This is a genomic window from Aeribacillus sp. FSL K6-8394, from assembly GCF_038008865.1.
GTDB classification, from domain to species: Bacteria; Bacillota; Bacilli; order Bacillales; family Aeribacillaceae; genus Aeribacillus; species Aeribacillus composti.
The window spans coordinates 2,037,267-2,059,095 of record NZ_JBBPAA010000001.1; the positions used below are offsets into that span (position 1 = coordinate 2,037,267).

Consider the following 21,829-nt stretch of genomic DNA (forward strand, 5'->3'; position numbering starts at 1 on the left):
TCACCCTATAGATTACACCCATGCCGGGCGCACATGCAAAGCGAAAAGTCTGTTGATATTCCAACAGACTTTTCCATCATAAATATGTTAAATATCTTTCATACCACTGATCGATAAATTCAGGGGAAAACGGACCTTTTCTACCGCGTATCCAATAAATTAATTTGTTCACATTATTCTTTAAGATACGGTCAATGACTTGCGGATATTTCATTGATTTCTTATGCCGTTCATATTCATCTTCATCTAACAGTGTATAGGTCATATCCGGGAACACTTTAATATCCAAATCATAATCAATATACTTTAATGCCTCATTATCCCAAACAAAAGGAGAACTGATGTTGCAATAATAATAAATGCCGTCACCACGAATCATTCCAATTACATTAAACCAATGACGTGCATGAAAATAACAAATCGCCGGCTCCCTTGTAATCCAAGTTCTGCCGTCAGCTTCGGTAACCGTTGTTCGATCGTTGCCGCCAATAATACAGTTTTGCGATCCTTTTAAAACGGTCGTTTCCTCCCAAACACGATGAATGCATCCATTATGTTTATAACTGTGTATTTGAATGATATCTCCTTCCTTTGGCAGCACCATTTTGTTCCCTACTTTCTAATGAACAGTTCACTTCAAATCCGAAAAAATCATTTTTCTTTATTATAACGTTTGATATTCAAAAAGAAAATAAAAGAGCCATGCCGCTAAAATGGCTGACTCGAGTCATACATTTCGATTTGGTACATTTTAATAACTTCTTCCGTTTGCTTTTCAAACGTTTTTTGAATGTCTATCAACTCATTTTTCATTTTTTCAATTTCTTTTTGCACAGAACGCAATTTCTTATCATCATTTTGTCTCAAAAATTCCAATTCCATTTGTTGATAATGCTCTATTTTAGATTGAAGCGATACAAGCTTATCCATCGTTTCAAGCTGTTCGCCAACTAGCAGATCAAAGCGGTTATATGTATTCAAATGAATCCCTCCCTAATAAAATGTTTATGGATACATATTCTAACTATTTCACTTGATTCCTTTGACAAGTTATGTAGACAATTAAGAAGTTTTGTCGTATGAACGCTTAGGTCAAAATTATTATTGACTCTCCATTCATTCATTATGTACAATCTGACAAGATTGAATCATTACAAACTTTGATTTTTTAAGAGAGAAAGGAAGTTACTATATCGTGTGGGAAATCATCACAGCAGTCATTTTAGGCATTGTTGAAGGGTTAACGGAATTTGCCCCTGTTTCTTCTACTGGACATATGATTCTTGTTGATGACATTCTTCTAAAATCTAAAGAAATATATTCAGAGCCTGTCGCCAACTCTTTTAAAGTCGTCATTCAGCTTGGATCAATACTAGCAGCGGTGATCGTATTTAAAGATCGCTTTTTCGATTTATTACAGATTAAGAAAATGCAGCATCAAAACGGTCAAAGATTAACGCTTGGCCTTGTCATCACAGGACTTCTTCCTGCTGCCGTCTTAGGTTTTTTATTTGAAGACTATATTGATACGTACTTGTTTTCCGCTCATAGCGTATTAGTCGGCCTTGTGTTAGGGGCATTATTAATGATTGCAGCAGACCTATTTGGTCCAAGAAAACCGAAAGCAGAAACGGTTGATCAAATTACATACAAACAAGCGCTAACCATCGGCCTCATCCAATGCATTTCCCTTTGGCCTGGTTTTTCGCGTTCCGGTTCAACGATTTCCGGCGGGGTTTTAGCCGGTTTAAGCCATCGTGCAGCTTCCGATTTTACGTTTATTATGGCTGTGCCGATAATGGCGGGGGCGAGCGGTCTTTCTCTTATTAAAAATTGGGAGCATTTCACGATCGACGTCCTGCCGTTTTTTATCGCCGGATTCATCAGTGCGTTTATTTTCGCGCTTTTGGCCATAAGATTCTTTTTGCAGTTGATCAACCGCATTAAACTTACACCATTTGCTATTTATCGGATCATTTTGGCGATCATCATCTATGTTTTTTTCCTTTAATGAAAGAAAGCGGAGAGCTGAAACGTTCTCCGCTTTTTGCTTGGCTCTTTGAAAGAACATGCAAAATTAATAGTTAAGAATTTTGTTGTTTATTTTGTTCAGATTGTTGATTTTGTTGTCTTACTTGTTGTGCATCTGTTTCAGCAGCAAATTCTGTTCCAAATCCTTGAGCTGATTGTTGGTTTTGCTTTCTCACTTGTTGAGCATTTGTTTTGTTTTGCTGTTGTTTTGCCATCATTTTTCACCTCCACGTCATATATCATGTCCAGGAGGGAAAAAACTTATCCAAAAAAATTTGCAGTTACAGCAATAAGGAAATGCCTCCATCTACGATCAAAGTTTGTCCTCTTATCATAAAAGCTTTTTCAGAGAGCAAAAATTCAACTGCATTTACGATATCCTCTTTTTCAATCATTCTTCCAGCCGGAGTCTTTTCTTTTGCTTCGTTTAAAATTTCCTCCCTGTTCGGAAAATGTGTCAATGCATCCGTATCGACAGCTGCGCCGGAAACCGCATTTACTACAATATTTTTCGGTGCTAATTCAACTGCTAAATATCTAGTTAAAGCTTCAAGAGCTGCTTTAGAAACCCCTACTGTCGTGTAATTTTTTAAATAGCGAATAGACCCTAAAGAGCTGATGCTCACGATGTGTCCGCCGCCGTGTTTTTCCATCAATTTTGCTGCTTCCTGCGCACAAAAAAGAAGTGCTTTTGCATTAATATCCATCGTCCAATCCCAATGGGATTCTTCAATTTCCATTAGAGGGCGTAAAACTCCAGATGCTGCATTGTTTACTAAAATATCAAGCCGTCCAAACGTTTTGTCAATTTCTGCAAACATTTCCTTTATTTTTTCAGGTTTTCCGACGTTTGCCTTCACCACAAGCGTTTTCACACCAAGACGTTCAATTTCTTCCGCGGTTTCGATCGCCTTCGATTTGCTGCGAGCATAATTAATGACGATGTGATACCCTTTTTCAGCAAGCCTCAAGGCAATAGCTTTGCCGATTCCTCTTGAAGATCCTGTGACAAGCGCTACTTTTTGATTCATATTTTACATCTCCTTATGTATTGAATAGTTATTTCTATCGTAACAAAGAATAGATATAGAAAAACATATAAAAAGGAGTTTTTGTAAATTGCCTATACGTGATATGACAGAGCTCTCCATGATCTCGAAGCAAGCTTGGAGCAGTGAAGAGCTTCAGTATTATCACCGCGCCTTTCAACAAATTATGCCTTACCTGAATATAGAAGGCCATACTATTCACCGTGAAATGATAGAAGAAATTGAAGCGCGCGGCGGTATTAACAAAGACTGATTAAACCAATTTTTAGAGGCATAATGGATGCAATCGGTACATGCCGATTGCATTTTCATTCACTTCCCAATGGAATTACGGCTCCACTTGTATGCCAGCTTTTTCCTTATAAAGAGCAAATATTTTTTGATGAGGTACAGGAAAAGCATATCGATCAATATCCTTGATGAAAACTTTTTCAAGCTCTTTCATTGATTCATCGCTACAAACTTTGCCGAAATAAACATTAATATTCCATGTCAAATGGGAAAAAACATGCTGAATCGTTCCTTTTAGCTCGCTTAATTCCGCTTCAACACCGTATTCTTCCCGCAAAAAATTTTCTAGATATATCCTTTTAGGAATTCTGTTTGTGCGAACTTCGCAATTTGGAAATTCCCACAAATTCGCAAGCAGTCCTGTGTCAGGTCTTTTATGAATATATAAATCGTTGTTTTGCACTAAAACCGCGCAAGCAATCGAAACTTGCTTTGTTGATTTGCTTCGTGTTTTTACTGGCAGCTTTTCCTGTAATCCTTCTGAAAAGGCAAGACAATGCTCCTGTACAGGACAAAGCAAACAGGACGGAGAAGTCGGCGTACAAACCATTGCTCCCAATTCCATTAATGCTTGATTAAAATCGGAAGGACGTTCTTTTGAAATAAGATTTGCAGCCGCTTCTTCAAATATTCTTCTTGTTTTTGGCTTTGCTATATCTTCTTCAATCAGTAAAATTCTTGACAGCACTCTCATCACATTGCCGTCAACAGCAGGCTCAGGCTTGTTATAAGCAATGCTTAATATTGCTCCTTTCGTATAAGGCCCAATTCCTTTTAATTTTCCAAGCTGCTTCGGGTCATCCGGAAGTTTTCCTCCGTATTTTGCTGCCACCTCTTTCACTGCACTGTGCAAATTTCGGGCGCGCGAATAATAGCCTAGGCCTTCCCATGCCTTTAAAACCTCTTCTTCATCCGCATTTGCCAGCTCCTCAACATTCGGGAATTTTTTAATAAAATTATTAAAGTACGGTATAACCGTTTCCACCCGTGTTTGCTGAAGCATTATTTCAGATACCCATACTTTGTATGGATCTTGGTCCTTTCTCCAGGGCAAATCTCTTTTTTCCCGTATATACCAGCCGATCAGGTCCTCCTGAAATGTTTTAATATCGAAATTCTCAATTTTTTGCAGTGATTGACCCATTTTTCAATATTTCCTCCATTATGCACTTCAAAATATGTTACACTAAAAAGAACTTATGAATTTATCGTACATTATTTTTTTTTGGCATGAAAGAAAAAATGAATTTATGTTTTTTGCGTTCAATGGAAAAAATTCAAATATCATCATAACGATTGTTTTTTCAGCTAAGGAGGATGGCTTTGGATACAGGTACACATTTCGTCATGGGAATCGCATTGGGAGGTTTAGCAACTTTGGATCCGGCTGTCGGCGGTTCCTTTCTGACAAGCAAGGCAGTTCTTGTTGGCACGATTATCGGTTCACAAGCACCAGATCTTGATACGGTTCTTAAATTTAAAAATAATGCAGCTTATTTAAAAAATCATCGTGGAATAACTCATTCAATTCCCGCAGTTTTATTATGGTCGCTGTTAATCACTGGAGCAATTCATTTTCTAATGCCAAGCAGCAGCCTCATCCATGTATGGATTTGGACGTTATTAGCTGTTGTTCTTCATGTTGTTGTCGACATTTTCAACGGCTACGGCACTCAAGCTCTCAGACCTTTTTCTGAAAAGTGGATTGCGCTGGGCACAATTAATACGTTTGATTCGTTTATCTTCATCGCTCATATTGTCGGCATTGGCATTTGGCTTTCCGGCGCCCATGGGGGCTATACCTTTTTAATTATTTATTGCATAATCGCTTTATATTATGTCGTTAGACTTCTAATGCAAAGATCGATTAAGAAAAAAATCTTAAACAGATGGAAAAATGTTGAAAACGTCATATTTAACCCAACAATGAAATTCCGCAAGTGGCAGCTCGTCATTGTGACAAAAGAACATTATTACGTTGCATATTCAAATTTTACCGAAATTCAAATCGTCGACCAATTTGAGCGCAAAGAGCTGCCGAATCACCCTGCAATGGAAGCCGCAAAAAAAGACCGGAATATTTCAGCATTTTTGCATTTTTCCCCTGTTTTCCATTGGCAAATAAAAGAGCAGCTTGATTATACCGAAATCCGTTTGGTTGACTTGCGTTATTTCAGCAAAGGTCATTATCCCTTTGTAGCAGTTGCACAGCTCGATAAAGACCTCAACATTGTTCGTTCGTACACAGGTTGGATTTTCAGTAAAAAAAGAATGAAGAAAAAACTTAAACCGCTAATTGATTGATTATGACATTTCCTTAATTTTCTTTTATATTGGCTTCTAATAAGCAAATACTATTTATGCGCGTCCAATAGCGCAAATTTTTTTCTCCTTGGAGGATCTGCGATGCGCAATAAAGCAAAAGGATTTCCGAAGCATGAAAAATTTGACGGTGAGCCACGTGCTAAAGCGGAATTCGCGTCACGTCGTGCGAACGGAACCATTAACACACACCCTCAAGAGAGGATGAAAGCTTCAGGAGAACGGGATAAAAATTTTTCATAACCATTGACCTTTCAAGAGGTGTTTACTAATGGACACTAACCGATCATCCTTATCAAAAAAGCAGAAAAACGAATTTTTAGGAGCTTGGGGAAAACCGAAACATTCATTCCGTCAAGTAAACGGGGAAACCCAGCAAACCCAAAGCTTAATCATTTTGGAAAACGAAATGCGAAAACGTTCATAAATAAATAATACGAGATCATGCCATTATTTGGCATGATCTTGTTTATACAGACCTTTTTTAATTTTTAAAAATAATCGCCTAGATTCAAAACTCAACTATGATTTCCTCGATTAAATTTAATAAAGAAAATATTTAGCTTCAACATTGCTTGAGTAAACAAATTTCCATTATTCTCCTTATTTTTTGATACTATTTGTTAACAAAAGATTTCAAGCTAAAAACGAAATCCGTATCCTTTCAAGGTCAATTGAGAGAGTATTCAGTTTGATAACTATAATGCAAAGTTAGGCGCGATGAAGCATAGCCACGAACAGAAAGATAAAAAACGATTGAAAGAAATCAGCGGCCACTTTTCCCCAACTTCCTTCATTTTTCGTTCTCAACTTATTTCTCATTTATATTACTTTTTTTAATCAACATCGATATCGGCAGTGCTTCCTCCTTTAAAGGAGATGATAACCGATACCCCCAAGCGAAAACTCCTTTTAAATATTCAACTTTGAAATATTCACCAGGCGCTCCATCGATTTCATACGTCTCACCTGGCGGAAAATCGTCAGGATTCAACATATATGCTTTTGCCATAGCAATTTTCCTTTCCAGGACAGCATATTCGTTGATCATTCCGTGCTGTTCCGCTTTGCGCGCTTTTTCTTTTAATCGGGCAATTTCATTTTTTAGCTCGTATTCCGTCATTTCACTGTACCGTTTTTCCATTTCCTATTCCTCGCTTTTCTCTAAGTGTTTTTGCAAATATTGCTGAATAAGTTCTTGCGAAAAACCTTTTCGATATAAAAATTGCGCAAGCTTTTGACGATATGTGTACATATCTAAATGGGAATACTTTTTTTTCCCTTTTTCGCCTTGTATTAATAATGCTTCCCATTCTTGGTCATGACGTTCATGTAAAGGCAGCATCTCCAAAACAGCTTGAATCACTTCGGATGAAAAACCTTTCCTAAACATTGCCTGCTCTATTTTTTGCTTTAGCTGCGACATAGATATGTTCGCTTTTTTTCCCAATTGCTTTTCAGCTAATTTATACGCTGCTTCTATTTGTCTTTCTTTCGTGAAATGATGAAGAGCTGCTTCTATCAAATCGCTCTCAATCCCTTTTTGTCCCAGTTCTGCTTTTATTATGCCGGGCCCTTTCAAAGTGGTTTTCATTTGCGTTCTTACAAAGGCTTCCGCAAACTCCTTGTCATTTACATAATTTTTTAATTGAAGCTCAACCATTACACGTTCAATAATCCGCTCATCTATACCTTGACTTACAAGATAGTCACGGACCTCTTTTTCCGATCTCATTCGATAGCCAAGAAAAGTTAAAGCTTTGTTGAATGCTGCTTTTATTTGATCCTCGTGCAAAATCGCATCTATATCCAGCTCATCAAGCTCCATCCCTTTTCTTAGCCCGTGCTTAATTAAAACATCTTCCCCGACGCTAAAAGCAAATATTTCACCGTTTCCTCTATCGACGTAAATATTAAAACGATTTTTCTTTTTAGGTTGAACTTCTATTTTTACAATAAACATGTACAGACACCTCATTTTTATAGTACCATAGAAAAAATAAATAAATGGAAGTTTTAAGCATGAAAGTGTATGAATACTGTAACAATAGATTTTTCAGCTTGTAAGGAACATTTTGCTGACTTTTCTAGCCGTTGATGCTATAAAACTATGAAGCAAAATTCAACCGTTCTTATTATGATTTCTAAATATTTTGCTGGCAGCAGGCAAATCTGCTTCAGTCAAGAAATGCGGTCCTCACTGTTATTGCATCAAAGCAATAGGAAAAAAATATTGTCAAAGAAAATATTGTAATTTTGTCCTATTCACTTCTTATAGAAACTCTTATAGTAGTAAGAAAAAAGTAAAATTTTCTTAATAATCTTTTTACAAAATTTTTGTTTTCTTTTCCATAGAAATCAAGTATGATACTAGAAGAAATGCTGACAATTAAATTTACTTGTTTTTAAGGGAAGGCAAATGGTGCGCCACCGGTCTTTGACCGGTTCTAGTGGGTTCGATTCCCACCCCGAAATTTTTACTTGATAAATAAAAATTTCGAGGGTGGGATCCGTTAGATTTCGTGGTAACCGCCCTCGTTGATAGAGGAGGATGAGCATGTTAAAAAAACGTGATCTAGCGGATTGTCAAGAGTTGTTCGAACTTATGGTTCATCCAGAAGTCTTCCCTTATGTTCGTCATAAAGCAATGTCGATTGAAGAATACATGTTTATAACAAAACAGTTGATTGAAGCAGAGGAACGAGGGGAATTAATTTCCCGCACCATTTTGGATGAATGGGGCTCTCCTATTGGAACAATCAGCTTGTATGATATTTTTGATCAAACGGGATTTCTTGGAACTTGGCTCGGCAAGCCGTACCATGGTAAAGGATATAATCAGCTTGCTAAGGACGCTTTTTTTCAAGAGATTTTTTATGAATTTGGAATTCAAACGATCTTTATGAAAATACGGAAAGACAATGAACGTTCCATGAAAGCCGCGCAGAAGCTTCCATATGTCTCCCTTGCCGATGAATCTCGTCAGCTTCCCCATATTGAAAACAAAAACTTATACAACATCTTTGAAATTTCAAAGGATATGTACACACTGTATACAAAACGAAACGGTTTCATGACAGACGAAGAAAGCAGATTGAAGGAAGCATAAAAAATTGGAAGAAGACATCCGAACGAATCAAGATGTCTGCTTCCATTTTTTATCATTTCTTATTCTCTAATCTGTCCGCTTCCTTTAATAATATATTTTGTAGAAGTCAGTGCAGGCAGTCCCATCGGTCCTCTGGCATGGAGCTTTTGCGTGCTGATCCCGATTTCTGCGCCAAACCCAAATTCAAATCCGTCTGTAAAGCGCGTCGATGCGTTGTGGTAAAGAGCTGCGGAATCAACTAATTTGAAAAACTTTTCTACATTTGCGGCATTTTCTGTGATAATTGCCTCAGAATGGTTTGTTCCGTAACGATTAATATGCTCGATTGCTTCATCTACATTCGAAACAAGTTTCACTGCCATTGTATAATCTAAATATTCCGTTTCCCAATCTTCTTCTGTCGCTAATTTCAAATGCGGGAATTCATTGTACAATGCTTGATCGACTCGCAACTCCACATTTTTCTCCTCGAGCTTTTCAATGAGCTCGCGAATATATTCCTTATTCCAATTTTCATGGATGAGAAGAGTTTCGGCTGCATTGCAGACGGAAGGTCTTTGTGTTTTTGCGTTTACAGTTATATCAATCGCCATCTTTTTGTCTGCTGATTCATCAATAAACACATGACAATTGCCTGCGCCCGTTTCTAACACAGGGACAGATGAATTTTCAACAACTGTTTTAATCAGATTTTTCCCTCCGCGAGGAATTAACACATCTAAATAATCATTTAATTTGAACATTTCCGCTGCCGTTTCCCTGCTGGTATCTTCCAGAAGCTGTACACTGTCGGCAGGAAAATTCGCTTTTTCTAACGCCTCTCGTATCACCTTTACGATCGCCATATTTGAATGCAAGGCGGATGAGCTGCCGCGAAGAAGAACAGCGTTCCCTGTTTTTAAGCAAAGGCTTGAGGCATCAATTGTCACATTTGGTCTGGCTTCGTAAATCATTCCAACAACGCCGAGCGGCACCCGAACTTTTTCAATTTGTAAACCGTTCGGACGAGTCCAGCTTTCCAGCACTTCCCCAACTGGATCTTGCAAATAAATCAATTGTCTTAACGATTCAATCATTCCGTTAATTCGTTCTTCGTTTAAAAGAAGACGGTCAATAAGAGCGTCGGATAAACCATTCGCTTTCCCGTTTTCAATGTCTTTTTCATTTTCTTTTAAAATATAAGGCGTTTCTTTTTGCAATTGTTCAGCGATGATTGATAATGCGTTGTTTTTTTCTTCAGTAGTTTTTGCAACCAGCTTGGTAGCAGCTTCTTTTGCCAGCTTCCCTTTTGTCAACACTTCACTCATATCATCATCTCCTTACTCGTTATCGCTACAAATTGATCACGGTGAACCACTTCAGGATGTATGCGCTTTGTCATTTCCATCGCTTTTTGACTCGGCATGCCCATAATTTCTTTTAATTCTTCAGATGAATAATTGACTATGCCTTTTCCGATCAGCTTTTGTTCCTTGTTTAAAATTTGCACCACGTCTCCGGATTGAAAGTTGCCGCTGACACGCTTAACGCCAGCAGGAAGGAGCGATTTCCCTTCCTTCAAAATAGCCGTTACTGCTCCATCATCGACTTCCACATCACCAGATATGATCGAATGAAGAGCAATCCATGCTTTTGAATTACGAACAGCACTTAAATCGTTTTTGCCAATATATGTTCCGTCACCGTTCCCATTTAAAATTTCGATTAATTTCTCTTTTCCTTGTCCTTTCCCGATAAATACGGATACACCGAGGGCAAGTGCCGTTTTTGCCGCCATGAGCTTTGATTTCATACCGCCTGTTCCAACTTTCGAACCGGATGTTGCCTCTGTTTGTTCAATTAATTCATCTGTTACTTCCGGCAAAAAATCAAATCGTTTTGCATTCGGATTTTTAGTAGGATCTTCTTCATATAAACCGTTAATATCCGTCAAAATAATAAGAAAATCGGCATGCAATAATCCGCTCACAAGAGCTGACAGCATATCGTTGTCTCCAAACGTCAATTCCTCAATCGAAACCGAATCATTTTCATTGATGATCGGGAGCACTTGCCGCTTTAGAAGCTCCGATAAGGTGGCGTATGCGTTTTGATATTGCTCTTTATGCTGAAAATTGCTCCTTGTCATCAAAAGTTGGGCACATACAATGCCGTATTTTTTAAATGCTTCTGTATAAGCCTGGATAAGCAGCCCTTGGCCCACTGCCGCAGCCGCCTGTTTTCCTCTAATTGTCACAGGCCTAGAAGGATATCCAAGATCTCCATACCCTGCTGATACCGCTCCTGACGAAATTAAAATTACTTCATACCCTGCTTCCTTCAATCTAGCAATCGCTTCAACATGCTCGTGCAGCTTTTCTTTACTGAGTCCCCCGTTGTCATCTGTTAAAGAACTGCTTCCTATTTTTACGACCACTCGCTTTTTCCTCACTAAAAAACACCTCTTCATTGCTTGACAGTCATAAAAAAGACTCATATCATCCTTTCGAAAAAGGACGAATATGAGTCTATATCCGCGGTACCACCTTTTTTAGCACTAGTTTAGTGCTCCCTTTAGCCTGTAACGAAGGATACGGTCAGGTTATGAGCCTGACAGCTCCAGGGGTAGGTTCAATAGCTTATCAGCGATGAAACCTTTCAGCCATAGGGTTTCACTCTCTTTTTCGCCTAAAGTCTATTTACTGGCCCCTTTCAACGCCGAAAATATACTTTTTTTAAAATTATGTTTCAAAAATTTTTAAAAGTCAAGATGATTGCTGCATTTAAACATTTGCTTGTTGATTGAATTTTTTGTTTGTAAATTTATCTCTCAAATACGGCAGGATAAACCGGTCAGCTCCCCAATAATACGCAGCTGCACCTACTGCCATTAAAATGATTGCTTCAGTGTACATAATCGGATTCGTGCTTGTTGTTCCAGCTAACATAAAATTCAAGTTCATAAACGCACCAGCAATTAATGCAGGAGTTGTAAACAACCCCAAAATCAGTCCGATGCCAACTAACACTTCTCCAATTGGAATAATAAAATTAAAAAGTTCTACATTCGGAAGAGCAAAGTTTTCAAGGAACGCTGCATACCATCCTTGAACGGCCGGATGTTCTCCGGTTGCTTTAGCAATCGCCCCTTTTAAAAATCCTGTCGCATCAAATCCACCCAGCTTTTCGACTCCCGCGACAAACCATTGATAACCGAGCCAAATTCTAAGAGCCGCCCAGACAACCGCCATTTTTGGACCTTTCAGCCATTCCATCTTCAACCATCTCCTTTGTTTGTTTTTACACTTTTATTTTTCGGAGAAGTTTGTGAAATATTTCACTAACCTCTTCAATTTCAATATATAATTTTCTGAATTTAACTTCAATATATTTGTGAAATATTTCACAAATTGTTAACAATTACTATAGTTATCCACATTCATAGTAGGATTTTATGAAAAAAATCCAGCTTCTTAAGCTCCAACAGTTACATAATATCCACAAAAACAGTATGGATAATGTGTATAAGTTGTGAATTGTCTGAAATATCTGTGGATAAAATAAAAAAGCACTCACCTTCTCTGGACGATGAATGCTTATACACAAGAACGATCCCTCGAATTTACATGCAAATTAGAGCTGTTGTAAAAGAAACCGTCATTTTACAGAAGTGTGCATATTTGCCGATAACAAAAATTTTAGACATAACTAAATCTATTAAAACGTGGAATTTCTTTTCATAAAAAACAGGCGCCGTTTCAACAGCCGCCTGCTAAGCACTATGCTGCAATTTATTTTCTTTCTCTGCACGCTTATTTTTCTCATAACCGATCGCTAACACAATCAATGTCATAATTCCGATAAGTAAATATTCGATCCACAAGTTTTGGATGTGAAACCATTGTTCAATATGTTTATCCTTAAAGATCATCTCACCGGCGGTCCAAGCTAAAATTCCAGATCCAACATATACAATCCATTGAAATTTGTTCATTAATTTTACGATCGCTTTTGATCCAAAAATCATAATTGGAATACTGATCAAAACTCCAACCGCAATCATGCCGATATGGCCGTGTGCCGCACCTGCTACTGCAACCACATTATCCAAACTCATGACGGCATCTGCAAGAATGATCGTTTGAATAGCTTTAAGCAGACTGCTTTGAGATTGGACATGCGCAGCTTCTCCGTCATCTACCAAAACTTTATAAGCAATCCAAAGCAGCAAAAATCCGCCGACAATGTTGACAAATGGGATTTTCAACAGGACAACAATAACGGATGCAAACAAAATCCGTAATGCGACCGCACCTCCAGTCCCCCAGAATATAGCTCTGTTTTGCTGTTCTTTCGGCAGATTTCTCGTTGCCATTGCAATTACAACTGCGTTATCGCCGGATAAAATAATATCGATTGCAATAATTTTTAATAAGGCAATGATGGCGTCAGATGAAATAGATATACCAACTGAAAATAAATCCAATTGTGTTCGCTCCTTTATAACATGAAAAAAATATACACGTCCATTGTACCTCTATTTAGAGGCAAACACAATTTTAAGATTTTGCTGAAAAATTTCGGTTATAGGTAACTGTCAACCATTCTTATACATTGGAGGGGGATGAACACAGTTGAAGATATTAAAGATGCGAACAGGGAGAGTTTCTCAAAGCGAAACTACCGAAATCCTTAAAATCGGAAAGGAGCCGTCCAAGCCAGCTAGCCTGGCCAGTTAGGACAGCTCCTTCATCAAAATCTTACTCGGGGATATAAGGCAAATCAAGATTTTTTGGAACATTGATGACATGCGTTTCAGTATAGGTAAGAAGGCCTTCCCTGCCATATTCACGTCCAATTCCTGATTGTTTAACGCCGCCGAATGGGAAACGAACGTCCAGTCCTTGAACTGCTGCTGTATTGATCATTGTCGTTCCTGCTTGAATACGTTTGGCAACCTTTAATGCATGTTCCTGTTCTCCCCAAACAGAACTAGTAAGGCCATAAATGCTGTCATTGGCCAAATTGATTGCTTGTTCATCGTCATCAAAAGGCAATATAGGAACGGTTGGGCCAAACTGTTCTTCCACGACAATCGGATCATTATAGCCAGCGCCTAGAACAACAGTCGGCTGCATGTAATAGCCGTTTTTAAATAAAGTTTCATCCACCAGTACCTTTCCGAGTTTTATTACTTTAGCTCCCCGGCTTTCTGCATCATCAATCAAACTTTGTACATACTGAACTTGCTTTTTATTATTTACCGGACCTACTGTAACTCTTTCATCAAACGGATCCCCTACGCGAATCCATTTATTTGCTGCTTCAATATATTTTTCAACAAACTGATCGTAAATCGATTTATGAACGTAAATTCTTTTCGCAATCATGCATATTTGCCCTGCCGTTAAGAAATTGGAAATCACGAGGCGGCGCATCGCTTTTTCGTCATTCACATCAAAATCATTTAGAACGATTGCGGCATCATTTCCGCCTAATTCAAGCGTCATATGTTTTATTGTTTCAGCAGCCGATTTCATAATATGTTTAGCTGTTTGAGTTCCGCCGGTAAAGGCGATTTTTGCCACTTTCGGATTCGTTGTTAATTCTATACCGACATCGGCTTCCCCATGAACCAAATTTAATACACCAGGAGGAAATTCATCGGCAATGATCTCAACTACTTTACTAGCTGCCAGCGGAGCTAATGGGCTTGGCTTCAGCACCATCGTGTTGCCTGCCAAAAGAGCAGGAGCAATTTTTATAGTCGAAAGCGAGATCGGATAATTCCAAGGTGTAATTGCGGAAACAACCCCTATCGGATCTTTTGTCACGATCGTTTTGCCATTATCATGTTCCTGTACATCCTCTTTTAAAACTTCTTTTACGTTATCACATGCATACTCCATCCACATTAAAGAAACGGCTATTTCACCTTTTGAGTCGTAAAGCGGCTTTCCATGCTCACGAGACAGCAGTTCGGCAATTTCAGGTGTTGCATCCTTTATTTTTTGGATCGCCCTTCTCATCCGTTCTATACGTTCATCGATTGAAGTTTTAGCCCAAAGAGGAAATTGTTCATACGCCGCATCAATAGCCCGGATCGCATCTTCACGGGTGTTGACCGGAGCATAACCGACAATCTCATTTGGACGAGCGGGATTTTCACGGGGAGCCGTTTTTTCGGTTCTATATTTTTCTCCGTTGATAATAGCCTCGATAACAATCGGTTCGTTTGACATGACACGCACTTCCTTTGCTTTCAAAATTTCAACATTTATTGTTGTTGCTAAAAAGTCTTTTATTAAATATTTTGTTATTCTTTCTACAAACTATTGTTTTTAAAATTATTGCGTTTATTCTTTTCCTGTTCAATTGTATTTTATTCCATTTTTTTGGGTGATTCAGTCAAAAAATACAGAAAGATTAAGAATTCCCGTGATGATTTCTGAATCACATTTTTATGAACAGCGGTTATACTTGCCGATTCTATTTGTTTTCCTGAAATAAATTTCATCTTGCAATACTCTGACAGCAGGCCAAGATTTCCCGTTTGGAAAATCGGAACAATGGAGAAAGATCTTCCGTTTTTTTCTGCCATGCAATCTCTTATATGATTAAATCTTTAATGGATTTGGTCTTATTATGTAAAAGCTTCTGTCATTTCACAACCTTCCTTTCAAAAAAAAATCTTGAACCAAAATATTTTTAAATAAATTATCTTTGGTTCAAGATAACGATATTACACTATAGGTTGTATTGCAACAAATATGCTTTCATCAAATATTTCCTCAAGACATGTACAGCCGCTCTAAAAGGCGGCTTCACGACCTCTTCTAATCATACAGCATTTTACCATGGATCAGTTTGATTTGCGCGCTGGCACGGCGTGTTTCCAAAATACGTTTTGAACAAAATTTATCCGCTCCATCCATTTTTGGGAGGAATAAAAGGAAGTAGTCGTTAAATATACTTTAACGACGGCAAAATTACGAACTCACATCAAGTTTGCGATAAGTCTTGACTTGAAAGGGTAACTGTGACGGTCTTTTCTTTTCCGTCCCGATATAATTTGACTTTGACTGAGTCTCCTGATTTCTTTTCACTGTACAAATATTTTCTTAACTCACTCGTGTTGTGAATGCTTTGCCCATCCAATGCGACGATCACATCCTTTTCCTGCAATCCGGCCTGATCGGCGGGAGAATTTGCCTGAACTCTTCCAACTACCGCACCTTCTTTAACGTCAGATGGCAAATTGAGTGTGTCTCTAAGGAAATACTCAGGAAGCTCGCTTACATTTAATAATGCAACTCCAAGAAACGGACGGTCAATTTTTCCTTTTTCCATTAATTGATTGATCGCTTTCACAACATCATTGCTTGGAATAGCAAATCCGAGCCCTTCCACACCTTCCTGGCTGATTTTCATACTGCTGACGCCGATGACTTTCCCATCCATGTTAATTAAAGGGCCTCCGCTGTTTCCTGGATTGATCGCTGCATCAGTTTGAATGACATCAAGCGCCCAGTCTCCTTCAGAAGTTGTAATCGTCACTGTGCGATTGACTCCGCTGATAATCCCTTCTGTTACAGTTCTAGAAAGATCGCTGCCAAGCGGATTCCCGATTGCAATGACCTGATCGCCGACTCGTATATTATCGGAATCACCAAACTCAGCTACTGTGTTAACACTATTGTTATTAATTTTTATGACGGCCAAGTCTGTCAATGAGTCAGCACCGACTACTTCTGCTTTTTCCTTATCGCCATTGGAAAGCGTTACCTCCAATGAAGAAGCCCCTTCGATAACATGGTTATTTGTAACAATAAAAACATCATTGCCGGACTTTTTAAAGATAATTCCTGTTCCGCTTCCGCTTTCCACTTCTTCGCTGGAAGAATCTTGGCGCGATCCAAACCAATCTGTCCTTTGCTGCTGCAAATTAGAAATGCCGACAATCGCTGGTGAAAGTTTTTCAGCAATTTCTGCAATATCGCCTTGATTGGAAATCTTCGCAACATTAACAGATGCTTCCTGATCGTTTGTATTTTGACTGACCGCTATATGCTCTGTTTCATTTGAAGCTTTGTTATGATCTTGGAATGGCAAGTAGGTCAACGCACCGTATACAACAGCTCCGCCCAAAACACCGCTGATTAAAGAAGAAAGAACCGACTTCAACAAACTGTTCTTTTTTCTTTCCACACGATTGTTTTGATCTATTTCATCATAATATCCCATAGCAAAAGCCCTCCTCTTCTTCATCGTTTGTCTTATTGACATACTAGGCAAAAAATATGACGAAACGATGAACAAAAGGTAAAAAAACATTGAAATATAAAAAAGATCGGACGCCACTCGATATTATGCGCCTCTTACCTTTTCGCCAAATCCATAGTTCAAAAGCACTTTTCAAAAATCGGTTCTCCTGCCAAGCCCTAACGAAACGGTGAACATCAATCCGGATCGCCCGCTGTACTTTCATTTATTACAAAAAATGCAATTCTGAAACACATAGATGTTGTTGATTGAAAATAAGCCTTTCTGAAAAATTGGCATTTGAATTCGTATGCATGCCCCGGATTTCATTCAACGTATTCAAACTTCAACTGTTTTCCCTTCTTCAGCAACATGGAAAAGAAGATGAGCAAGATGCTGAATGGGGCTGTATATTTCCTCTTCCTCCTGCTCCGCCATCACTTCATCACCGAATTCTAAGTCATTTAGATAAAGAGCTATAAATTCATAAAAGTCTTTTAGTTCAAACCGGTAGCATTCGCTCGGATCTTCCTCGTCCTCCTCGTAGCGAAGGGAAAGATAAGACATATTGCCAACGCTGTCCTCAGCGTCAAAAAAGACGAAAAAACCAACGTTTGTATCGAGATCAAACAAATGTCTTGTCCCTCCTTCTGTCACCCTTTCAAAATCATCCGGGCTCAGCTTTTGCACTTTCATTTCTTCCATATCATCTTCAAGGTGAAATTTAACAGTGAATTCACGCATCGTATGTCTCCTCCTCAAATATTAGAAAATACTTAATGAATATGTTTTAGATAAAAATTCAAGCAGTTTGATGCCGGTCAGACTATTGCCTTTGTCATCCAATGCTGGACCGAATATGCCGATGCCGCATCTTTTTGGAACAGATGCGAGTATGCCTCCTGAGACGCCGCTTTTTGCCGGAATCCCGATTTTAATCGCAAATTCTCCCGAAGCATTATACATGCCGCAGGTGACCATAAACGTTTTGCAAATACGCGCTACATCAAGCGGCATGATTTCCTCTTCTGTAAACGGATCTCGCCCATCCATCGCAAAAACGAGGCCGATGCGCGCCAAATCGATGCATGTCATTTCAATGGCGCATTGCTTCGTGTAAAGCTCCATCAGATCTTCGACATCTTCGTTTATAATATTATGCTGTCGAAGAAAATAACATAAGGAGCGGTTTAAAAACGCGGTTTCAAATTCGGATTGAGCGACTTCTTGCGAATAAGAAATGGTTGGATTTCCTGTTAGCTTGCGGACAAAACGAATGAGTCTCTGCAGCCGTTCTTTCACCGTTCTTCCCGAAATCATATGCGTTACGGCAAGTGCACCGGCATTGATCATCGGATTCAGCGGCTTTGTAGGCTGTGTTTCCTCAAGCTTGGCAATGGAATGAAACGGATCGCCCGTCGGCTCCATCCCGACTTTTTTGAATACCTCCTTTTCACCGTGATCCATAATGACAAGAGCTAAAGCGATAATTTTTGAAATGCTTTGAAGCGTCACTTTTACCGTTACATCCCCCGCGTCAATGATTCTCCCATCAGGCATATATATAGCAATAGATAAATCATTTGGATTTGCTTTGCCAAGAGCCGGTATGTAACTGGCAACTTTCCCCTGATGCCCATACTTTTTCGCTTCTTGGACAAAGCGGATCAATTCTTCTTTTTCGTACATTCAGCCATCACCATTATTTAGTATGGCTCGCTGTATAAAATTTTATAAACAACCCCTTTGATATTTGACAAATGAGTATGATATGTTTATTCAATCTGGAGATAGTCATTGTTGCATAGATTGTTTTCTCTCACTTCCATGCTTTCTTTTGCTTGATAAAATCCCCCATTGTCCCAGTAATGTCACTAATGCAAGGCCGCCGGCGGCAAACGGAAGTTGGGAAGGAGCCAATCCAGCCAGCATCACTATCCCTCCAAGAAGAGAACCTATTGCACTGCCCAAATAATTTGCGGAACTGTTCAAAGCAACGGCCGCTGCACCTTGATTAGGCTGTATGTGAAGCAATTCATGCTGCTGCGGGGCTTGCGATGCCCAGCCCATCGCCCCCCATAGAATAAAAGGCAGAAATGACAGGATCGGAAATGAAAGGGCGAATGGCACACTGAACATGGACAAAGCCATTATGGCCAAAATTCCTGCCATGAGCAAACCCGGTTTGCCTGTCCGGTCAATCAAAGCGCCGATGGAAAAACTGCCAACTACGCCGCCAATTCCCCATGCCCAAAGATATGGCGTGTTGTTGGAAATGTCCGCCAAGTTATTCAAAATAACAGCAATATATGTGTAAAGACCCAAGCTGGCAACACTGGTCATAAAAGTGATGCCAACAATTGCTGCAACCCGTCCATTTGTCATCATTTCGACGCGCTGGCGGAGTGAAGGTGGAGCTGAAGCTGCAAAATGTGGAAACCAGATGGCAATTCCCATCATGGCAATTAAGCCTAGTGCAGTGATCACCCAAAGAGTTCCATTCCACTTCAGATGTTCCGCAATCACCAGTCCAAGAGGGACTCCTATGACTGTTCCAGTGCTCATGCCCCCAAGAGTCATGCCAAGTGCTCTGCCGCGTTTCTGTTCGGGCACTAGTGATGCTGCAGCTGCTGATGCTAGCGGAGAGTAAAGTCCGGCGCCGATGCCTGCAATTGCCCGTGCAATCAGCAGCATGGAAAAATTTGAAGCTAGTGCACTTATCCCGTTGCCTATCGAGAATACTGCGAGCGCCAACAATAAAATATTGCGCATCGGTTTTCCAGCAAGCAGTGTTGCAAATACCGGAGCGGCCAGTGCATAACAAAGCGTAAAGACGCTCACGGCTTGCCCTGTTTGTGAAGGGGTTATATGAAAAGTTGCACCGATATCCGGAAGCAAACCAGCTATCACATAAGCATCAAACCCAAGAGCGAACATACCGATCGTCAAGAGAAAAACTTTTTGCATAATAACTTAGCCTCCATTTTTACGGGATTATCTTTATGCAAAACCCGATAATGCCTAAGATCTTCCCGTAAAGTTCAGATCCAACAAATGCTGACCGATTCCACTCTTTTGCTTTAACTGAAATATTCGCTTGCGGAATGTGCCTCATCAAAGAAGAAATCATCACTAGTGTATGCTCGGCTACCGAAATGGTAATTCCATTGGGAGCATTAATGACAATTACTCCTTGCTTTGTTTCCTCATCAATATCAATGTTATCTACACCGACTCCGACTCTTCCGATAATTTTTAAAGAGGTCCTCTTTCCTAAAAGCTCTTTCGTTACTTTTGTGCTGCTCCTCACCAAAAGAGCATCAAAAAGATTTAGTTCATCTTCTGCTTCCGATACACTTTTTTGGACAACTTCAACCGCTTCTGATTCTATCAACGGTTTCAGTCCTTCATTGTTCACTTTGTCAGAGACTAGTAGCCGAAACATTGTTTAAATACCTTCTGTAATTTATTTTTAGGATCTATTAGCGTACGCTTACCAAATCAATTCTATATTTGCTTTTTATTTCCCTTGTAAAAAAAGTTAATTTTTGTTAATTTATATATAGTTTGAGTTGTAAATATTACTAAAACACTGTTAAAAAATGCTGATTCATGTAACGTCATTATTGATGCTCCTTACCGGTTCTGCGTCCAATTGGCGAATAAAATAATTAACGCATCAATGCCTGAAATTGCCCTTAAAAAACCCCTTCAATATAGGCAGAAATGCCTTAATTGAAGGGGATGCTCACATAACGTTTTATAAATGCTTTTTTGCATAAAAGCGTTCATTTTGCATTTGCCGCATACTTTTTTTCAGTAAGCGCATGGTGATAAACTTTTTCAAGCATGCGTCCATAAAAAGAAGCTAAAACCTGCTGAAAAAGCATGCCTAAGACAACCGGTACCGCCACTTGCGGCGGAAAATAAGTGATCGCAAGCACTGCACCGGCGCTAATATTCCTCATTCCGCCCGTAAACGTTAAAGTGATGATATCATCCTGTTGAAATTTTAATAGACGCCCGGCCATCCATGAAAAAAAGTAGCCGCTTGTAGCAATCAAAAAAACGAAAAACCCAATCAAAATTAATTTTTTATTCGGGTTCGCCAAATAAGGAGCTACTATCGCGCTGTTGATGATCACTACAAGCGATAAGGCTATTTTCGAAAACGGACTTAAAACGGCTGCAATACGCTGTTTCAATTCTTTTTTCGTCCACTCATTTACAAGCATTCCTAAAATGGAAGGCAGGATAATCATGAAAAATAAGCCAGACATCATATTCCATACGTCGATTTCTACCGTTCTCCCCACCAATACTAATAAACTGGCAGGAACGACAAAAGGAGAAATAAACGTATCTATTAATATAACAGCAAGAGCTAAAGCCAAATTTCCTTTATGGATTGATACCCAAATAAAGCTTGTAACACCAGTTGGAATGATCACGGCCAAAACTAAACCAATGATTGTGAAGCTGTCTTCTTGAAAAGCAAGATGGCCGACAGCAAACGCCCAAAGCGGGATGAAAAGATGAAGCAGCAAAAGAACGACGAAAATCGGCAGCGGATGCAAAAGAGCCTGCTTAAACGCATGAAAACTAAGATTTAAACTGCCCGCAAACGTAATAAAAGCAAAAATCCACGGAACAAGCTGAGAAAAATCGTCAAATATAGTTGAAAATACAATCCCGATCACAACACTTGACGGGGTTAAAAAAGGAAGCATCTTTTCCATTATGCTGTTTATGTTTTTTAACATTTTTCTCTCTCCAGTGTTAAGCT

At 39.2% G+C, this 21,829-nt stretch carries 22 protein-coding genes, 2 pseudogenes and 1 other annotated feature; of the genes and pseudogenes, 6 read left to right on the forward strand and 18 right to left on the reverse strand.

The features are described 5' to 3' along the window. Positions 1–76: 76 nt before the first annotated feature. A complete protein-coding gene (gene ntdP, locus NSR00_RS09680; protein WP_340788349.1) occupies positions 77–604 on the reverse strand; it encodes a nucleoside tri-diphosphate phosphatase in 528 nt (175 codons plus the stop codon). Between the two features lie 104 nt (positions 605–708). Beyond that, entirely contained in the window at positions 709–981 is a 273-nt protein-coding gene (locus tag NSR00_RS09685) for a YgaB family protein (RefSeq protein ID WP_232515610.1), read from the reverse strand. Positions 982–1,195: 214 nt separating this feature from the next. Here NSR00_RS09685 and NSR00_RS09690 point away from each other — a divergent pair, with 214 nt between their 5' ends. Next, positions 1,196–2,011, forward strand: a complete 816-nt coding sequence (locus NSR00_RS09690; protein ID WP_144598206.1) for an undecaprenyl-diphosphate phosphatase — start codon at positions 1,196–1,198, stop codon at positions 2,009–2,011. 73 nt (positions 2,012–2,084) lie between these two features. Here the strand turns inward: NSR00_RS09690 and NSR00_RS09695 are convergent. Both NSR00_RS09695 and fabL read right to left on the reverse strand, forming a co-directional pair. Beyond that, positions 2,085–2,228: pseudogene (locus NSR00_RS09695) on the reverse strand (gamma-type small acid-soluble spore protein); the annotation flags it as partial. Between the two features lie 84 nt (positions 2,229–2,312). Next, entirely contained in the window at positions 2,313–3,062 is a 750-nt protein-coding gene (gene fabL / locus NSR00_RS09700) for an enoyl-[acyl-carrier-protein] reductase FabL (RefSeq protein WP_340788351.1), read from the reverse strand. 103 nt (positions 3,063–3,165) lie between these two features. Between fabL and NSR00_RS09705 the strand changes: the two genes are divergently transcribed. After that, positions 3,166–3,333: a cytosolic protein gene (locus tag NSR00_RS09705; protein ID WP_340789204.1), complete on the forward strand. Its 168-nt coding sequence runs from the start codon at positions 3,166–3,168 to the stop codon at positions 3,331–3,333. A gap of 75 nt (positions 3,334–3,408) precedes the next feature. Here NSR00_RS09705 and mutY read toward each other — a convergent pair whose 3' ends face one another. Further along, positions 3,409–4,515 (reverse strand): A/G-specific adenine glycosylase, encoded by a 1,107-nt coding sequence (gene mutY, locus NSR00_RS09710; RefSeq protein WP_340788354.1) that lies wholly within the window; start codon positions 4,513–4,515, stop codon positions 3,409–3,411. Between the two features lie 179 nt (positions 4,516–4,694). On the opposite strand from mutY, the gene NSR00_RS09715 reads away from it, so the two are divergent. The 3 genes from NSR00_RS09715 to NSR00_RS09725 all read left to right on the forward strand — a co-directional run bounded on the left by NSR00_RS09715 (position 4,695) and on the right by NSR00_RS09725 (position 6,120). Beyond that, positions 4,695–5,675, forward strand: a complete 981-nt coding sequence (locus tag NSR00_RS09715; protein WP_340788357.1) for a metal-dependent hydrolase — start codon at positions 4,695–4,697, stop codon at positions 5,673–5,675. Between the two features lie 102 nt (positions 5,676–5,777). Then, positions 5,778–5,936, forward strand: a complete 159-nt coding sequence (locus tag NSR00_RS09720) for a small, acid-soluble spore protein K (RefSeq protein ID WP_063386264.1) — start codon at positions 5,778–5,780, stop codon at positions 5,934–5,936. Positions 5,937–5,964: 28 nt separating this feature from the next. Next, positions 5,965–6,120 carry a YpzG family protein gene (locus NSR00_RS09725; RefSeq protein ID WP_082829369.1) on the forward strand — a complete coding sequence of 52 codons (156 nt, stop codon included), beginning with the start codon at positions 5,965–5,967 and terminating at the stop codon, positions 6,118–6,120. A gap of 384 nt (positions 6,121–6,504) precedes the next feature. On the opposite strand, the gene NSR00_RS09730 is transcribed toward NSR00_RS09725, so the two are convergent. Beyond that, a complete protein-coding gene (locus NSR00_RS09730) occupies positions 6,505–6,837 on the reverse strand; it encodes a YfhH family protein (RefSeq protein ID WP_063386265.1) in 333 nt (110 codons plus the stop codon). A 3-nt stretch (positions 6,838–6,840) separates the two neighbouring features. Further along, the gene (recX, locus tag NSR00_RS09735) at positions 6,841–7,656 is read right to left on the reverse strand and encodes a recombination regulator RecX (RefSeq protein WP_340788362.1); all 816 of its coding nucleotides are present in this window, start codon (positions 7,654–7,656) and stop codon (positions 6,841–6,843) included. 594 nt (positions 7,657–8,250) lie between these two features. On the opposite strand from recX, the gene NSR00_RS09740 reads away from it, so the two are divergent. Then, a complete protein-coding gene (locus NSR00_RS09740) occupies positions 8,251–8,802 on the forward strand; it encodes a GNAT family N-acetyltransferase (protein WP_340788365.1) in 552 nt (183 codons plus the stop codon). A gap of 59 nt (positions 8,803–8,861) precedes the next feature. Here the strand turns inward: NSR00_RS09740 and NSR00_RS09745 are convergent, their stop codons facing one another. From NSR00_RS09745 to NSR00_RS09795, 11 genes and pseudogenes are all read right to left on the reverse strand, one after another. Continuing rightward, the gene (locus tag NSR00_RS09745; RefSeq protein WP_340788368.1) at positions 8,862–10,109 is read right to left on the reverse strand and encodes a glutamate-5-semialdehyde dehydrogenase; all 1,248 of its coding nucleotides are present in this window, start codon (positions 10,107–10,109) and stop codon (positions 8,862–8,864) included. Next, positions 10,106–11,233: a glutamate 5-kinase gene (gene proB, locus NSR00_RS09750; RefSeq protein ID WP_340788371.1), complete on the reverse strand. Its 1,128-nt coding sequence runs from the start codon at positions 11,231–11,233 to the stop codon at positions 10,106–10,108. Before proB ends, NSR00_RS09745 begins: the two co-directional genes overlap by 4 nt. A gap of 57 nt (positions 11,234–11,290) precedes the next feature. Continuing rightward, positions 11,291–11,506 (reverse strand) — a binding site (T-box leader). Positions 11,507–11,564: 58 nt separating this feature from the next. Beyond that, the gene (locus NSR00_RS09755) at positions 11,565–12,056 is read right to left on the reverse strand and encodes a DoxX family protein (protein ID WP_066247308.1); all 492 of its coding nucleotides are present in this window, start codon (positions 12,054–12,056) and stop codon (positions 11,565–11,567) included. Between the two features lie 497 nt (positions 12,057–12,553). Further along, positions 12,554–13,246 carry a TerC family protein gene (locus tag NSR00_RS09760; protein ID WP_063386365.1) on the reverse strand — a complete coding sequence of 231 codons (693 nt, stop codon included), beginning with the start codon at positions 13,244–13,246 and terminating at the stop codon, positions 12,554–12,556. Positions 13,247–13,541: 295 nt separating this feature from the next. After that, positions 13,542–15,023, reverse strand: a complete 1,482-nt coding sequence (locus NSR00_RS09765; RefSeq protein WP_340788373.1) for an aldehyde dehydrogenase family protein — start codon at positions 15,021–15,023, stop codon at positions 13,542–13,544. A 760-nt stretch (positions 15,024–15,783) separates the two neighbouring features. Further along, positions 15,784–17,025, reverse strand: coding sequence for a S1C family serine protease (locus NSR00_RS09770; protein ID WP_340788375.1), 1,242 nt, complete (start codon positions 17,023–17,025; stop codon positions 15,784–15,786). Between the two features lie 357 nt (positions 17,026–17,382). Then, positions 17,383–17,787 (reverse strand): cytosolic protein, encoded by a 405-nt coding sequence (locus NSR00_RS09775; RefSeq protein WP_340788379.1) that lies wholly within the window; start codon positions 17,785–17,787, stop codon positions 17,383–17,385. A gap of 21 nt (positions 17,788–17,808) precedes the next feature. Next, positions 17,809–18,732, reverse strand: coding sequence for a glutaminase A (gene glsA, locus NSR00_RS09780; RefSeq protein ID WP_066247321.1), 924 nt, complete (start codon positions 18,730–18,732; stop codon positions 17,809–17,811). A 105-nt stretch (positions 18,733–18,837) separates the two neighbouring features. Next, complete coding sequence (locus NSR00_RS09785; RefSeq protein WP_340788381.1) at positions 18,838–20,010, reverse strand: MFS transporter; 1,173 nt, start codon at positions 20,008–20,010, stop codon at positions 18,838–18,840. 43 nt (positions 20,011–20,053) lie between these two features. Further along, positions 20,054–20,488, reverse strand: a pseudogene (locus NSR00_RS09790) (phosphoglycerate dehydrogenase); the annotation flags it as partial. Positions 20,489–20,831: 343 nt separating this feature from the next. Continuing rightward, the gene (locus NSR00_RS09795; RefSeq protein WP_063386278.1) at positions 20,832–21,806 is read right to left on the reverse strand and encodes a bile acid:sodium symporter family protein; all 975 of its coding nucleotides are present in this window, start codon (positions 21,804–21,806) and stop codon (positions 20,832–20,834) included. Positions 21,807–21,829: the final 23 nt, after the last annotated feature.